The organism is Serratia sp. TSO36, from assembly GCF_057808395.1.
Genome location: NZ_JBJZOU010000024.1, coordinates 142799 through 157136, shown reverse-complemented (window position 1 = coordinate 157136; position 14338 = coordinate 142799). Strand labels below are relative to the sequence as shown.

The window sequence follows — 14338 nt, the reverse complement described above, 5'->3', positions numbered from 1 at the left end:
TAATCTCCGTCAGTGTGCTTTGAAGATAGCCGCTGACGACGATAATGGCGAAAAATAACAGGGAGATGAATGCGAGGGAAACAATGCTCCCCGGCGGGAGCATTGGGGGATAACGCTTACTGTCTGATCAGGCGGCCGAGCGCCGGCGCCGTTTCGAAATCGCTGCGGAAGGGGTTGATGTCCAGGCCGCCGCGGCGGGTGTAGCGCGCGAACACGCTGAGTTTTTCCGGGCGGCAGCTCTGCTTGATGTCGTTGAAAATGCGCTCGACGCACTGCTCGTGGAATTCGTTGTGCTGGCGGAAGGAGATCAGGTAGCGCAGCAGGCTTTCGCGATCGATTTTGCGGCCTTCATAGCGGATCACCACGCTGCCCCAGTCCGGCTGGTTGGTGACCAGGCAGTTGGATTTCAGCAGGTTGGAAGAGAGCGTCTCCGATACCGGTTCCCCTCTCTCGGCCGCGCCGCTCAGGTATTCCGGTTTGAAGGCGAAGTCGTCGACCGCGATATCCAGATCGTCGATATTGATGCCCGGCAGGCGATCGATCTGCGCCGGGTAACCTTCCAGCCCCGGATAGAGTTTGACGGTGACCTGGCCGTTGGCCGCCTGCGACAGATCTTGCTGCATGGCGGCGCTCACCTGTTCCACGCTGTCGAAGCGCGTTTGGTTAAAGCTGTTGAGATACAGCTTGAACGACTTGGATTCGATCAGGTTCGACGAGGAGTGCGGGAAGGTAAATTCGCCGATGCCTACCACTGGCTTACCCTTGGCGTTGAGCCAGGACAGCTCGAAGGCGGTCCACAGATCAAAGCCGCTGAACGGCAGCTGCCGCTCGTCCACGCCGATCAGATCGCGGCCGCGCGCGCGCGGCAAGGCTTCGAGCAATGCGGGAGCATATTGATCCGGATAATCGGAGTTGGCGCCAAGATGGGTGATCTTATCTTGCTTTTGGATATGCATATTCATTGCCCTTTGCTTGTTCGGTATTGATGTAGCGGTTAAACAGACTGCGGGTGGCGTAGATCGGCCCGACGCCCAGCAGGGCGTAAACCACCTTGATCAGGAACTGCGACAGGATCATGGTTTTGATGATGTCCCAGCTCAGCACGTTGTAGAACGCCAGCGTACAGAACACCACGCTGTCGATGGCCGAAGCCACTACGGTACTGGTGATCACGCGCACAAACAGGTAGCGGGAGTTGGTCAACTCTTTGATTTTGCAGAGCAGGTAGGAGTTGACGTTCTCGGAGATCAGATAGGCCGCCGACGAGGCCACCAGCACCGCCATGATGCTGTGTACGATGCCGTTGTAGGTCTCGCTGTACTCCCATTGCGGAATGCTCGGCACCAGCGTCGTTACCCAAACTCCCAGGACGAAGGTCAGGTTGGCGATAAACGAGATGATGATGGTGCGCCTGGCCAGCCGCAACCCGTAGAATTCGTTGAGAATGTCCACCAGAATGAACGTGAGCGGGTAGATGAAGATCGCCGGCGGCGTGATGAGATTCAGCACCGGGATTTGGATCGGCTTGACGCCGCACAGCGTTGAGAAAATATAAATCACGCTGAGCGCCACGGTAATAATCAGGTAGGCGTACCAGGATCGTTCATGGCGATCGCTGAGCTCGTAGGCGGTTTTTTGTTGGTTGTCGCCATAGAGTTTGCGGTACAGCGCCTGCAGCTCGTGCCGGCTCAGATCTTCCGATATTTCGCTGTCGGCCAGCTCATTCAGCCCCATGGTAATGGTTTTGCCGGTGGCCAATACCATGACATTGGCCGCGATGGTGCCATGCCGGGTGAAGCCCAACAGCTTGAACTTCTGATTCGGTTCCATTTATAACCTTTCTCCAACGATGTAACCCAGGAATTGCACGGTGTCCTGAGGGCGTTTGTCCATGCTTTCGCTGTCTTTGTCGTCAACCACAAAGAAGCCGCTTTTTCCCGAGTGATACAGCAAAGGCGAATCGCAAATCAGTACCGGCGGACGTTTTATGATGATGATCTCGCCGGGAATAAATGACCCTTTAATTTCGGTCTCTATTTTCATTGCCAACATGTTCGACTCATCGCCGAAGAAATAAGTCAGAGGAAACTCGGTGACCAGTTGCCCGATCTTGCGCTGCGAGACGGCCAGATAGCGCGACTGCGGGATCACCGGAATGGCGGAAGGGTTCTTGTTGCCCTCGGTGGACAGCGTCTCGTTGAGCAGCTCCAGCTTTTCCAGATCGTAGTCTTCGATCTCTTCACAGGAGACACCGAAGAAATCGGAGATCCGATTCACGGTGGATTGCTGAACGTTGTTCACTCTTCCGTCAAGAATTTTGTAGAGAGTCGTGCGCGTCAGGCCGCTGCGATTGGAAAAGGAAGCCTTGGTTTCACCGCGGGTACGCATCAGATATTCAATATTTTTAATGATGTTGATTTTGCGCTGTGCGTTGGTGGTTTTCATTGGCTGTCCTTACAAACATTACGCAGGCTTCACTATATCCTACGCACTGGCGTTGTCCAGATAAAAAGGCGCGGACGCGCGGGTAATAGGCTGATTATTGGCGGTAATTATTGTTTCTCGTCAGCCGTTTAGCGCAGTGATGTCAGCGGGGATGGCCTGCTTTCTCTGCGCGAAAGATAAAGCCGTGTAAATCAATTGATTAGGTTTTTCTTATGGAAAAGTGAACACAAAAGCCGGTTTTATGTTTACTTTTATGTTGACCAAAACCGATTTCATGGGCTACTGTTCATGCAAGCTGAAGTTTTTCTTTATGATCAAACACGGAAGCCAACAATTTTTATAATAAAAAGCCCAGAGGGGGCGTTGCCACACTCTGAGCATAATGGATAGCTTGCTACCGACACCAGGGACCCTAACTACCACGGCCGTTTGTCTGCGCAATCGGCCTATTCTTTTGCACTGAATCTCCCTTTTCGAGCATCAAGCACTCCCCCGTTACCGGAGGAGTGCATTAACGCGTGCGCGAAAATCAGAGCGATTTCTGTGAGGCCAGCGGTTTTTGCGCCCGGCTGAAGGCCAGTTTGAGCACCCAATACAGCAGGCTGGCGGCCACCAGAGAGTTGATGGTCGGCACGCCCCATTCGGTCGCCAGGCCAACGGCGCCGCCGACGATGCTGGCGACGATCGCCGCCCAGCCGATGGTCGGCGTTTCGCTCGGCAGCTGGCCGGTACGGCGGCTCTCGTCCAGGATCTTGCGGTGGCTGCGCAGCAGGTAATAGTCCACCAGCATGATGCCGATAATCGGCGGGAAGACCACGCCAAGCACCGTCAGGAAGTCGACAAAGCGGTCAAGAATGCCCAGCACCGACAGCGTGGTGCCAAGAATGCCGATCACCAACGTGGTGTAGGTGTACTTCAGCTTTTTGCCGGTGATGCCTTCCACCGCGTTGACGATGCCCAGCGAAGAAGAGTACAGGTTGAGATCGTTGACGCGCAGGGTGGAGAACACCACCACCAGCAAACCGGCGCCGCCGGCCGCTTGTGACATGATGGTGACCACATCGGCGGTGCCCAGGGTTTTGGCGATCAGGATCGCCAGGCCGTTCACCACGAACTCGCCGGCGATGATGGTGAAGAGCGTGACGCCGAGCACGTGCTTGCCGTTTTTGGAGTAACGGGTCAGATCGGGGGTCATCAGGCTGGCCACGATGGCGCCGCCGACGACGATGGTGATGCCGGCGCTGATGGTCAGCGGTTCACCCGGCGGCGCCAGCTGGATGATCTCCTGCAGGTTATGGCCGGAAAGCGCGGTCACCGAAATATAGGCCACCAGCATGATGAACATCGGCACCGCGATACGGGCGGCGATGCGCAGCGCCTTGAAGCCGAATGCCACCAGGATGGTTAACAGCGTGCCCGAGAGCCCGGCGGCCAGACCGAAGCCCAGCTTATTGCCGAGCGCGAAGTCGAGCGACTTGGCGAAAATGGCGTTCTGAATGCCGAACCAACCCAGCAGGCTGACGGCCACCACCACGCCGATCAGCACCGAGCCCAGACGGCCAAAGCCGCACCAGCGCGCCAGCAGGCTGCCGGAAATGCCTTCGCGCATGCCCGCCAGCCCCAGGCCGTAGGTCACCACGCCGAAGATCAGGCTGCCGACGAAAATGGCGGTGAAGGCGTCAATCAGCGTCATGGAGTTGCCGAGTACGGCGCCGAGCATGAACTGGTCCAGCGCGGTCAACATGCCCATATGCACGATGGCCACGCTTAAAAACGAAACTCGTTTATCCTGCGGCACCCGGGTGAGCGGATAATCTTCGATCTTTATCACGGTGAGATCTTCCTTGCGGTTCAAATAAACTGAATGCCTTTGGTTATCAGGCGATCGGGAATGTAGTTATCCAGGTTGGCGTATTTGCAGTATTCCTCAAATTGCTGCTGAGTATGCACGTTGGCCTTCTGGTAAATGTTATAAATGCGGTTTTCGATGGTCTTATTGCTTACGTTATAGATTTTGGCGATCTCTTTCACCGTAAATCGTTGCAGCATAAGGAAAATGACATCGAGTTCGGCACGGGTGAACAGCTCGTTATTGACTTCGGTGGTCAACACGCTGGGTTTTTGCTGATTGATGTATTTCAGCGGCGACAGGCTGTTCATCGGCTTGGCGTTCCAGATCACGCCAATCACCTGTTTGTCATCGTTGTACACCGGCAGCTTTTCGCTGATAAACGGCGTCAGGCTGTCTTTGCCGTACCAGTAGTGTGTTTCTATGACCGTGACCCGATCGCGCGCCGCTTCGGTCATCTTGTCATGCTCGATAAAGTCGGCGGCGGAGTCGGCCCAGTCGGCGGGGAACTCGTGGTCATATTTACCGGCGACGTCGAAATTCAGCGGCGTATTGGTATAGAGATAAGCGGCGCGGTTCATATAGAGGTGGCGGGACAGCTGATCTTTGATGCCCCAGGGTTCGCTCAGGTGCTCCATCATGGTGATGAGGCCCTTAAAATAAGATTCATTATTTTTATGCGATGAACCCATACCCACCTCTGTGCCGCTCAGGCTGCGTTACAGGCTTTTAGCCAGGTAATGGCGGGTGTGGCGATGCGCATAGTCGCCCAGCTCGCCGTAGACCCGGTAGCCCAGTTTTTCGTAGAAGCCTCTGGCCTGGAAATCGAAGGTATCGACGTAGGCCATATGGCAACCGCGCTTGCGGGCTTCTTCTTCGGCCAGCTCCATCAATTGGCGGCCGTATCCGCTTTTGCGGCATTGATCGCCGACCCACAGATACTGCACTTCCAGGCCGCCCCACCAGGTGCGCGCGACCAGGCCGCCGACGATCTGCTGGTTGTCGTCGGTGACGGTCAGGAACAGCGGGTGAATGTCTACGGGCTGGGTTTTATGGTTGTGCGCCCAGAGGCTGTCGATAACGAACTCTTCATCCTGCGGGTTGGGTTTGTCGGTGATGTTAATATTCATTTTTAATATAATTCCCTGATTTAATTATTCAAATCTGAACTAGACGCTTTCGCCCCAACCGCTTCTATTATCACTTTTATTAATGTATTTCAAGGGTGGTTTTCACCCTTTTCCGCCCGGTGAGCGGACGCTTATAGTAGGCGTCACAGGGAGAAGAAAATAGTGAACAGGCGGTATTAAAACGCTGAAATGCCCTGCCAACACCATCTTTTCCTACTTGCGCCTCACCAGGGCCCCACCGGGAAAACTGCAGTACTGTATGGCTCCACCGGATAGAGCAAGCTCACTTGCCGACGGGGGAGCCACTTTGTTTTTTGACGCCCCCATCCGCGACCACCCTTCACCGTCTCAGATAGTAAACACTCTTCTCATCAGAAGATATGTGCCGCAGATGAAAATGTGGCCGATACCTTCCAATCCGCGGATTCAATCCTCTGCGATGACGCTGCTCAGCGCCGGCTCGATGGCCGCGCCCAGCATGGCGCCGTGCCCTAAGGCGGGCCACTCCCGATAGCCGACGGTGAGACCGCCGAGCTGCGCCAGCTGTTCGGCCAGCAAATGCGTTGCATCCGCCGGCAGAGTGGGGCTCTTCACGCCGGGCGGAGCCGCGCGATCGCGTTCTGCCAGGCCAACCCACAGTTGCAGCCTTGTCGCCGGCACCGCACGTCGTTCCGTCATCTGCTGCGCTTCTTGCAGGATCATGCCGTTGCCCCACCACAGTGAGGGTTCCACGGCGATGTAGCGCTGGAAGGCGGCGGGATGGGTGAACAGCGTGTGCAGAACGAAGAGCCCGCCGTAGGAGTGGCCCCACAGCGTTTGCCGCTGCGGATCGACCGCCAGTTTGGCGGCGATCGCCGGTTTGATCCGAGTTTCAATCAATTGCAGGAACGCATCCGCGCCCCCGCCGGCCCGCGGCGCTTTCTTCATGCCTGCCGGCAGAGGGAGCGTATAGTCGTAGGCGCGGCCGGCGGCATCGATGCGCAGATCGTTGTCATAACCGATCATCACCAGCACCGGCGGCCGTTTCGCCGCTGCCAATTTGGCCAGTAAGGCGGCGTTCAACTCCATCAGCACCGCATTGCCGTCGAGGAAATAAACCGTTGGATAGCCGTCAGGCGCAGGCGCCCGACGCGGCTGGGCGATGCGCACACGGTAATGCCGTTGACCATCGGCGGAGGTGAAGCGCAGATCGCTGAAACGATAATCCGCAGAATCGCTATCGGCTACGGTAGTGCCGATCTTGCGTTCCAAATCGGGCTTGGCCAGCACGGAGCCCGGCAGCCAAAGGCCGATGGCGAGCGCCAGAAGCGCGGAGATAAAATGCCGGTTGGACAAGAACATGCGGATCAACATCCTCGAAAAAGGCCGATAGTAGCATCCGTTCGCGTCAGGCAAAAACCTACCTTTAGGGTGGACATTCCGGCCACGAAACCCGGAAGCGCGCCGCCAGTTGCTTTGCCGGGTTAATAGCAACTCATTGTTATTATTGGTAAGTCAGGAATAAGAAGGATTAGCATTAATTAGAAATAGTTATGATTTTTATGGGGGGAGAAACGGCGAGGGCGGATGAAAACACACGGTTATCAACGATTTTGAGCAAAAAAAGCCCTATAAAATAGGGCAAAGACACACAACAACACCAGGGAAACTTTCCGGTATCTTATATTATAGCTTCCTATACATATAGAACATTTTATTATAAATATGTAAGTGATTCTTATTAATCGCTTAATGCCATTATTTTTCAAATGGTTATGTGGTCTGGCTGAGGTATTGTTCTTGGGCCGGGCGTGGGCTGCCAGGGATTGCCGGCAGGGGTTTTGCTGTAACGGCGGCATGAACCGGCGAGATCGGCGGCCCGATACCCCTCAGGGCAATACCGGCCGGCAGGCCGCGAACATGCCGGCCGGTATTGCCGATCTTCACCGTGGGGCCAGGTGAAAATCAGTGCTGTTGCAGCGTCAGCATCTCGCCAAGCAAAACATCGGTCGGCGGCAGGATATCCGTATCCAGCCCGGCGGAAGGGGTAAAGGTCAGCTCGCCAAAAATGATTCGGCCTTGCGAGATGTAGAAATCAACTCGAACAAACTCGAAGGGCGCGGACAAGCGTGAGGCGTACTCAAACAGCTCATCGTAACCCTCTGGCTTCACGAAGGCGTCTATTTCTTCCTGGCTCAAGGCCAGACAGTCATCGCTGTAGCACAGAAACTTGAAATCTTTGTCAAAGAAGTAATACTTCGGTGATCCGGTATCCCTGCCGACACACAGTAAGGTGCAGTAAGGCACACCGCGGAAGCAATAGATCTTATAGTCTTCAGGCCCGTGACCATTGGCCGATTCGATATACTTCTCGCCAATGATCTTTTTTTGTATCCCTTTGTAGTTGAGTTCTACATAGGTTTTCCAATAATCGTCTTTCATCCAGCCGTCGATCAATTTTTTGGCGCTCGTGATATTCAGCATTTTTTTATTCTGGCAAATCAGGTTATATCCGGAGCCGTGATTCCCTTTGATCACAAATTTGTCCGGCAACGTGTCCCACGGAATATCGTTTACTGAATCGCAGGCAAAGTACAATTCATTCAGGATCTCTTCGCACCCCTTTTCTTTGATGTACTCTCTCACCGCATATTTATCTGCGCATTGCTTTACCAACGCATTGTGACTATAGCCATTCAACTTCAGGTGATTGATCTTTTCATTCCAGGTGGACGGCGCCTGCAAGTTTAACGGTTTGCCAAACGCTTTTTTGTAGAGCAATCTGGCCTTGAATTCGGGGGCCAATACGGCCAGTTGCTTTATAATAAATTTAATAATTTGTCTTTTCATATACTTCATTCCATCATAGCGCTGTGATAATGATTAAGGCGTGCTCGCGGTTAAAACGTGGGAGAGACACCTTCACTTCGCCATTGAATTGCACTCGGCGTTGTACTCAGATCAAACGGCTGTTGTTCTAAAGCGCGATTAAGAATACGGGCCGATCGCCACGCCATCAGGCTCAACTGCGGATCGGCAATGCCGTGATTATGCATACTGGCGTTCATGGCGAATAAGCAGTTCTCCGCAGGGCCTTCCCACTCAAAGGTAAAGTCGGGGGCGATGCGGTATTCGCCATCCGCAGTGGTCAGCAAACGGTGGGCCAAAGGCTCAAGGAACTCTGGCGTTGCCGATTGGTAACCGGTGGCAAAGATCACCACGTCCGCCTTGAAGGCTTCTTCGCCGTGATCGAGATGATGGCGCGTTTCGAGTTGGTAGGCGTTATCCAGCGTGTGTTTCACGGCCGTCAGCGAACGGCTGGGCAGCAGGCGCACCCATAATTTCTCGCGCAGGACGTCGAAGCGGTGGTACATGGCGCGATAAATCGCCAGCAGCGACTCACTGGTGATGCCGTCTGAGGTCATCTTCTGCTCGGCCAGCATATGCCGCTTGGCCGCGCTATCCAGCGAGTAAAAGCTCTCGACGTAATCGGGCGTGAAATATTCGTTGGCAAAGGCCGCTTCATCGAGCGCGTTGTAATTGTTGCGGCGCGATATCCAGTCGAGCTGTTCCGGTTGCCCCCATTCCCCTTTAAAAATATTCAGGAACAGATCGGCCCCGCTCTGGCCGCCGCCGACGATCGCCACGCGTTTGCCTGTCAGATCGGGGTTGCGCAGCATCATTTCGCTGGCATGGAAACAGCGATCGCTTTGCGCCGTCACGCAATCAGGCAACTTTATTTTCTTGCCAATCCCAATGCTGACGTGCCTGGCGTGGAAGACCTTATTCGAGGTGGTCACCACGAACTGACGCTGCCGATCGTCAAACTCGACCCGTTGAACGTCTTGATTAAATGCTAATGAGCGCATGCCGCCGGCGGCCCAGGAGAGGTAATCGGCGAACTCTTCACGCGATGCGGTGCGCTGTTCCGTGGTCAGGAAACGGTAGAACTTCCTGTTTTTTACCAGATAGTTGAGAAAGCTGTACCGGTTGGTTGGGGCAACCGCGCTCACCAGGTCTTTTAAAAAGTTGGTCTGCATGCTGCAATCCGCCAGGATCATCCCTGGGTGCCAGGAGAAATGGGGTTTGCGTTCCAGGAATTGCCCCGTAAATCCCTCTATTTCACTCCCTAAGGCCGCCAGGCTAAGATTCGACGGGCCAAGGCCAATACCGATGATATCCAAATGCTGATTCATTAATAAGCTCCAGTATAATGAGAATAATACCCAGAAATACGGCTGCAGAAGGGCGGCTTATAGCAACCAGGCTGCCTTTTTCTTATAAGTAAGCTTCACGAATTAAATGTAATTAAAAGGTGTGTGGGCCAAAAATACCGCATTATTTAAATACCCGTTTAGAATTCGGTAGCACATCAGGTAAAGGCTACGGGCGTATTTCTTTCCATGAAAGTCCCAATGAGAGCTTGCGTGTGTTTATAATTAACTCGTTTAGGTATAAATCCGATAAAGTCTTATTTTTCATTCCATAAAAACGCCAACCCAGGGAAAAGAAAAGCCGTTGGGTTTTCATCAGTTGTTCTCGTGTCGACGCTGGTCTGCGTTCGTCTTATGTCTCTGGGATCAAGTATTCGTTGCTTAGAATAGCCCTAAAATGCGTCCTGGGAAGGTGAAATAACATGATATTAGAAGCAGAGGGCGTTTTGAAAATATGAAATTAAAAGTGAAATTATGAAATCAGCCTGTTGTGATTTGTTTTTTGTTATATAATTCAACGTGTTGAATTGTTACTTGTAATGGCGTGGCGAGCCAGTGAGCAGGGGTTTTTCCTGCTGCAGTGAGCCTCTTCCTTCGCTGTATCCCTCCTGAACCCAAAGCATTCCCTCTCTGCGGGCACTCATCGGCTGAGCAAAGATTGCTCATACTGCATGCAAAATGCGCTGTTCGTTTAGTGGACACCGGCTCAATGCCGGCGGAAGGTCAGAGAGGCTGGCCGTCACGCTCGACGTGGTTACGTTGTGAGAAAGACTTGTCTAACCGCGCGGCGGTTAATTGTTCGTGTGATAGGAAGATTCTTATGTTTCAGCTATAATCCGCGCCAGGAGTAGGTCTAAGAGAGCGATTATGAGGTTCTTAATCAATAACCGAATTATCTTCGATGAGGATAACTCGACGCTGGCGTTGGCGGAGGAGAACCTCGAACCGGTGACGCTCACCACGATAGCCAATCGTCTGCTCGCGCTGTTGGTAAAAAATAACGGCATCTTGATTAGCCGGGACTTTATTTTTTCCACCGTCTGGGACGATCATGGCAAAACGGCCTCGAACAGTAACCTGAACAACTATATCGCCAGCCTGCGCCGTACATTTGCCGGCTTGGGAGAGAGCGAAATTCTGGTTACCGTGCCGAGGCAGGGATTTATGTTTACCGCCGCCAGCATTCATTCCGTGGCGGACAATATGACGCAGGACGAAAGCGTTCCTGCCGCGCCTTTACCCGTCCGGCGCCGTTGCGATGCCATTTTACCTAAGGTAACGCTGCTGTTTATCGGGATTGCGTTGGTATTGGCGGGCGTTTACTTTTTTACCGAACGTTACGACACCGCTTATCAGACCCAGATCGCCAGCTACAAATCTTGCCGCGTGGAGACGCTGAACGCCAGCGAGCGGATCGACGAGCGGTATATTGCCGACGCCCTGGAAAGGCTCAAAAGCCGTGGTTTTGATTGTGATGTACCGGCAACGGTTTATTACTCTCGATTGACATACCATTATACGAACTACAAAAAGCTGATTGATTTCATCTCGTATTGCCCGAAACACCGCGTTAAGAATATGGATGCGCACTGTGAAGATGAGTTTGAGGTGATCAATGAAGGTTAGCTCGCGCCGTGCTTTCTACCTGGCATTATCTGCTGCTATTTCCCTTGTTATTGTTATATTGATTTATTTATTGACCGCCTCGCGCGATTTCCCTGAGTGCAATGCGTCTTTATCGACGACGCGCATGACGCCGAATGGGACGGTAACCAGCGGTCTGTACGTGAACATCGTGCGTTCGGGATGGCGCCGCGCGACCATTACGCTTAACGGTTTAGCCTATCGGGATGGAAAGAAGCAGGTGATAGCCCGCGTGCTCGAAACGAAGTATCACTATCATCGTGGGTACTACTATGTCGCCATTGAAAAGAAAATCCTTCAATCCATGGATAACTTCACCTACTCCGATGCGCAGACCTTTCTGTTGGGTGAGGAAAAACATTACTATGTTTTAAAAATTGCCAAATTGAATGATGACAATTTTATTATGTACTACGGCAGGCAGCCTGAGCTGCTGTGTTCCGTAACCAGAAAATGATGGAAACATCCCATAATGAGACGATTATGGGATGTGGTTGGTGATGGCGTGTATAGCAAATAACGGCAGGTTGAACGTGTCCGTGAACGGACATCTTGCTGTTTTTGTATCACTGGTAGTGAAAAACGTTACTCAATTATGGAATATAAACCACTTCGCAAGGTTGGCGGCCTGCATTTTCTCGGCAGGATACGAGCATTTTCTCTTCAAACTGCCTGTTATCCTGCGTGATTTTGTTATAGTAATAAACTTTAGTCTTTTTCTGGCAATTGACATAGGCCTTTACCATGTCGGTTACCGTTTCCTCCTCTGGGTAATCCCAACCCATGTTGTAGATTTGGCAACCCGCGAACTGAGTGCCGCTGAATAGGTTGTTACGCACGGAGTACTGATGGCTGGCCATGATCAATGCAGCGATGCTGATGAATAGGATGAGATTAACCCATTTATTCCAACTCTGAAACTGCCGCCAGGCCGATAATAATTTTCCGCTACCACGCCCTCTGGGGGCGGCTTGCCCCGGCGGTTGCGTGGGAACAGCGGTTACCTCCATTATGTTTTGTTCTTTTTCCGGTTCGGCAGTGGCGTGTCGGCTAATTTTTTTTGCAACGAACTTAAAGCCTTGCCTAGGGTAGGTGATTATCAACTCCGTCTCGCCAAGTTGCGCCAGATGGCGGCGCAATAGTGAGATATAGTTATTCAAGTTGCTGTTTGTTCCTTTTAGTCCTCGTTCTTCCCAGACCTCTTCAAGTAATTGTTGACGCTTAATCAACATTTCATTGTTCCTGACGAAAATAGAAAGCAAACGGCAAGCCGCGGCCGCTAGCGGCTGCATATTTTGCGGGGCATTGACGCTCTCCAGGGTTCCTTCGTATTCATTGAACTTAACCCTTCCGTTTATAATGAAAATCATAGGAATCCTCTCATTTTTTGTTTCGGGAAGGGATTTTGCGCTGAGAGGTTATATTTTTCAATAACCCTGATTCTCTGTGTTTTCCAATAATATTGATATCTGTCACTAAGTGATAATTTATCCATAATGAATTTTTTATGGAGATCTAATTATTGAACTAAAAGATGTCATTTTTAGATTCTATGTGTAATTTAATGTTGTTTATTAGATTTTAATCTCGTATTTATCGTGTTTGATGAAATAATATTTCAAGATTGCAGCAGGGGCGCTAAAGTGGCTTCACCCCGGCGATGGAGGATTTCATCGGTTGGGAAAACAGGATGAGTAATTGGTTTATTCCTTGAATAGTATGTGGCTGACCTATTAACCATGGTTATCCACTACATCAGTAATAGCCGCGTGAAAAGGCGGCTTGGTTTTTTAAAGCATCAGGCCAGGCCGTTGATACACATTACTCATTGTTAAGAAAATACCTTATGTATTAATACGATTAAGGATAATTGGTTATATGAAACTGAATAAAATCATGCTGGCTGCCGTTATGGCGTTTGGTGTTTCTTCTCTGGCACACGCCGCCGATCAGGGGCACGGTAAAGTGACCTTCAGCGGCTCGATCATCGACGCACCTTGCTCTATCGCGCCTGAGTCTCTGGATCAGACCGTTGAGCTGGGCGCCATCTCCAACGTGGCGCTGAAAAACGGCGGTAAATCCACGCCGCGTAACTTCCAGATCAAGTTGGAAAACTGCGAGCTGACCACCGTCGCGCCAGGCAAAAACAACACCGTTTCGCTGACTTTCTCCGGTTCAGCGTCGGAAGCGGACAGCAAGCTGCTGGGCATCACCGGTACCGCTAAAGGGGCTGGCATCGCCATCACCGACGGCGCCGGCACCAACATCGAACTGGGCAAGGCTTCTAAAGCACGTGATCTGCAGAACGGCGCCAACACCCTGAGTTTTGCCGCTTACCTGCAGGGCAGCAGCGCGTCCAATGCGACGATCGTTCCGGGTGAATTCCAGTCTGTTGCCGACTTTACCCTGGCTTACCAGTAATTCGTTAGCCTAACGAAATACGCATGATTATTGGCATGTGGGGCAACCCGCATGCCATTTATAGGGAATCGTTATTTCACGGGAAGAGATAATGAAGCATCAGATAACAAAGTTAGGGGCGTTTTGCCTATTGTCGGTGCCGTTGTTCTTTGTATCGCAGGCTATTTCTGCTTCACAGGGCGAGGGGCGCGTCAATATGCAAGGGGCCATTAATGATGCAGCCTGTGCGATCGCTATGGAAAGCCGTGAACAGATTATCGATATGGAGGTGATTCCTGTCTCCGATATTGCTCGCGATGGGCAGGGGAAAAACGTCTCTTTCAGTATCAAGTTAGTGAATTGCATCTTGGAGAGAGCAGATAAAAAATTACCGGGTTGGAAGCAATTTCAGGTGACTTTTGATGGCCATGCCGATGGTGAAATGTTTGGCATTCGCGGAGAAGCCTCCGGTGTGGCGTTAAAAATAAGCGATGATGACGGCAATATCGCCAGGCCGGGCATGCCGTTGCCGTTAATGAATATTCCTCTGGGGAGTTATCGGTTGAATTACGTCATAAACCTCATGGCGAATCGTCAACCATTAACGGCGGGAAGTTATTTTTCATCGGTTAGATTCAAAATGGATTATTACTGAATCGATCGACTATTTCAGGGAA

At 52.0% G+C, this 14338-nt stretch carries 14 protein-coding genes; 4 read left to right on the top strand and 10 right to left on the bottom strand.

Going from position 1 to position 14338, the window contains the following annotated elements; translation table 11 throughout:
* Positions 1 to 116: 116 nt before the first annotated feature.
* The 9 genes from queF to ACK3CV_RS21475 form a co-directional block, all read right to left on the bottom strand.
* Entirely contained in the window at positions 117 to 956 is an 840-nt protein-coding gene (gene queF / locus ACK3CV_RS21515; protein ID WP_033649092.1) for an NADPH-dependent 7-cyano-7-deazaguanine reductase QueF, read from the bottom strand.
* Positions 934 to 1830: a queuosine precursor transporter gene (locus tag ACK3CV_RS21510; RefSeq protein ID WP_004937338.1), complete on the bottom strand. Its 897-nt coding sequence runs from the start codon at positions 1828 to 1830 to the stop codon at positions 934 to 936. The genes queF and ACK3CV_RS21510 overlap by 23 nt, the downstream gene beginning before the upstream one ends.
* The gene (locus ACK3CV_RS21505; protein ID WP_033636033.1) at positions 1831 to 2445 is read right to left on the bottom strand and encodes a helix-turn-helix domain-containing protein; all 615 of its coding nucleotides are present in this window, start codon (positions 2443 to 2445) and stop codon (positions 1831 to 1833) included. It abuts the gene before it with no gap.
* 529 nt (positions 2446 to 2974) lie between these two features.
* Complete coding sequence (locus ACK3CV_RS21500) at positions 2975 to 4276, bottom strand: cytosine permease (RefSeq protein ID WP_033649111.1); 1302 nt, start codon at positions 4274 to 4276, stop codon at positions 2975 to 2977.
* A gap of 20 nt (positions 4277 to 4296) precedes the next feature.
* Positions 4297 to 4986 (bottom strand): helix-turn-helix transcriptional regulator, encoded by a 690-nt coding sequence (locus ACK3CV_RS21495; RefSeq protein ID WP_033636032.1) that lies wholly within the window; start codon positions 4984 to 4986, stop codon positions 4297 to 4299.
* Positions 4987 to 5013: 27 nt separating this feature from the next.
* Positions 5014 to 5424: a GNAT family N-acetyltransferase gene (locus ACK3CV_RS21490; protein ID WP_004937348.1), complete on the bottom strand. Its 411-nt coding sequence runs from the start codon at positions 5422 to 5424 to the stop codon at positions 5014 to 5016.
* 426 nt (positions 5425 to 5850) lie between these two features.
* A complete protein-coding gene (locus ACK3CV_RS21485) occupies positions 5851 to 6765 on the bottom strand; it encodes an alpha/beta hydrolase (RefSeq protein WP_164039650.1) in 915 nt (304 codons plus the stop codon).
* A 603-nt stretch (positions 6766 to 7368) separates the two neighbouring features.
* On the bottom strand, positions 7369 to 8253 hold the full coding sequence (locus ACK3CV_RS21480; protein WP_033636031.1) for an ATP-grasp fold amidoligase family protein: 885 nt from the start codon (positions 8251 to 8253) through the stop codon (positions 7369 to 7371).
* Positions 8254 to 8303: 50 nt separating this feature from the next.
* Positions 8304 to 9599 (bottom strand): lysine N(6)-hydroxylase/L-ornithine N(5)-oxygenase family protein, encoded by a 1296-nt coding sequence (locus ACK3CV_RS21475; RefSeq protein WP_033636030.1) that lies wholly within the window; start codon positions 9597 to 9599, stop codon positions 8304 to 8306.
* An 885-nt stretch (positions 9600 to 10484) separates the two neighbouring features.
* Here ACK3CV_RS21475 and ACK3CV_RS21470 point away from each other — a divergent pair.
* Positions 10485 to 11243: a winged helix-turn-helix domain-containing protein gene (locus ACK3CV_RS21470; protein WP_033636029.1), complete on the top strand. Its 759-nt coding sequence runs from the start codon at positions 10485 to 10487 to the stop codon at positions 11241 to 11243.
* A complete protein-coding gene (locus ACK3CV_RS21465; protein WP_049196206.1) occupies positions 11233 to 11718 on the top strand; it encodes a hypothetical protein in 486 nt (161 codons plus the stop codon). Before ACK3CV_RS21470 ends, ACK3CV_RS21465 begins: the two co-directional genes overlap by 11 nt.
* A 136-nt stretch (positions 11719 to 11854) precedes the next feature.
* On the opposite strand, the gene ACK3CV_RS21460 is transcribed toward ACK3CV_RS21465, so the two are convergent.
* Complete coding sequence (locus ACK3CV_RS21460) at positions 11855 to 12631, bottom strand: transcriptional regulator (RefSeq protein ID WP_164039653.1); 777 nt, start codon at positions 12629 to 12631, stop codon at positions 11855 to 11857.
* A gap of 508 nt (positions 12632 to 13139) precedes the next feature.
* Here ACK3CV_RS21460 and ACK3CV_RS21455 point away from each other — a divergent pair.
* Together ACK3CV_RS21455 and ACK3CV_RS21450 are read left to right on the top strand one after the other, a co-directional pair.
* Entirely contained in the window at positions 13140 to 13682 is a 543-nt protein-coding gene (locus ACK3CV_RS21455) for a fimbrial protein (RefSeq protein ID WP_033636026.1), read from the top strand.
* A gap of 91 nt (positions 13683 to 13773) precedes the next feature.
* Positions 13774 to 14316 (top strand): fimbrial protein, encoded by a 543-nt coding sequence (locus ACK3CV_RS21450; RefSeq protein WP_033636025.1) that lies wholly within the window; start codon positions 13774 to 13776, stop codon positions 14314 to 14316.
* Positions 14317 to 14338: the final 22 nt, after the last annotated feature.

Bases quoted from the DNA above. Each gene is read 5' to 3' on its own strand.
- queF (WP_033649092.1), bottom strand. From the start codon at position 956: ATGCATATCCAAAAGCAAGATAAGATCACCCATCTTGGCGCCAACTCC.
- ACK3CV_RS21510 (WP_004937338.1), bottom strand. From the start codon at position 1,830: ATGGAACCGAATCAGAAGTTCAAGCTGTTGGGCTTCACCCGGCATGGC.
- ACK3CV_RS21505 (WP_033636033.1), bottom strand. From the start codon at position 2,445: ATGAAAACCACCAACGCACAGCGCAAAATCAACATCATTAAAAATATT.
- ACK3CV_RS21495 (WP_033636032.1), bottom strand. From the start codon at position 4,986: ATGGGTTCATCGCATAAAAATAATGAATCTTATTTTAAGGGCCTCATC.
- ACK3CV_RS21490 (WP_004937348.1), bottom strand. From the start codon at position 5,424: ATGAATATTAACATCACCGACAAACCCAACCCGCAGGATGAAGAGTTC.
- ACK3CV_RS21485 (WP_164039650.1), bottom strand. From the start codon at position 6,765: ATGTTCTTGTCCAACCGGCATTTTATCTCCGCGCTTCTGGCGCTCGCC.
- ACK3CV_RS21480 (WP_033636031.1), bottom strand. From the start codon at position 8,253: ATGAAAAGACAAATTATTAAATTTATTATAAAGCAACTGGCCGTATTG.
- ACK3CV_RS21475 (WP_033636030.1), bottom strand. From the start codon at position 9,599: ATGAATCAGCATTTGGATATCATCGGTATTGGCCTTGGCCCGTCGAAT.
- ACK3CV_RS21470 (WP_033636029.1), top strand. From the start codon at position 10,485: ATGAGGTTCTTAATCAATAACCGAATTATCTTCGATGAGGATAACTCG.
- ACK3CV_RS21465 (WP_049196206.1), top strand. From the start codon at position 11,233: ATGAAGGTTAGCTCGCGCCGTGCTTTCTACCTGGCATTATCTGCTGCT.
- ACK3CV_RS21460 (WP_164039653.1), bottom strand. From the start codon at position 12,631: ATGATTTTCATTATAAACGGAAGGGTTAAGTTCAATGAATACGAAGGA.
- ACK3CV_RS21455 (WP_033636026.1), top strand. From the start codon at position 13,140: ATGAAACTGAATAAAATCATGCTGGCTGCCGTTATGGCGTTTGGTGTT.
- ACK3CV_RS21450 (WP_033636025.1), top strand. From the start codon at position 13,774: ATGAAGCATCAGATAACAAAGTTAGGGGCGTTTTGCCTATTGTCGGTG.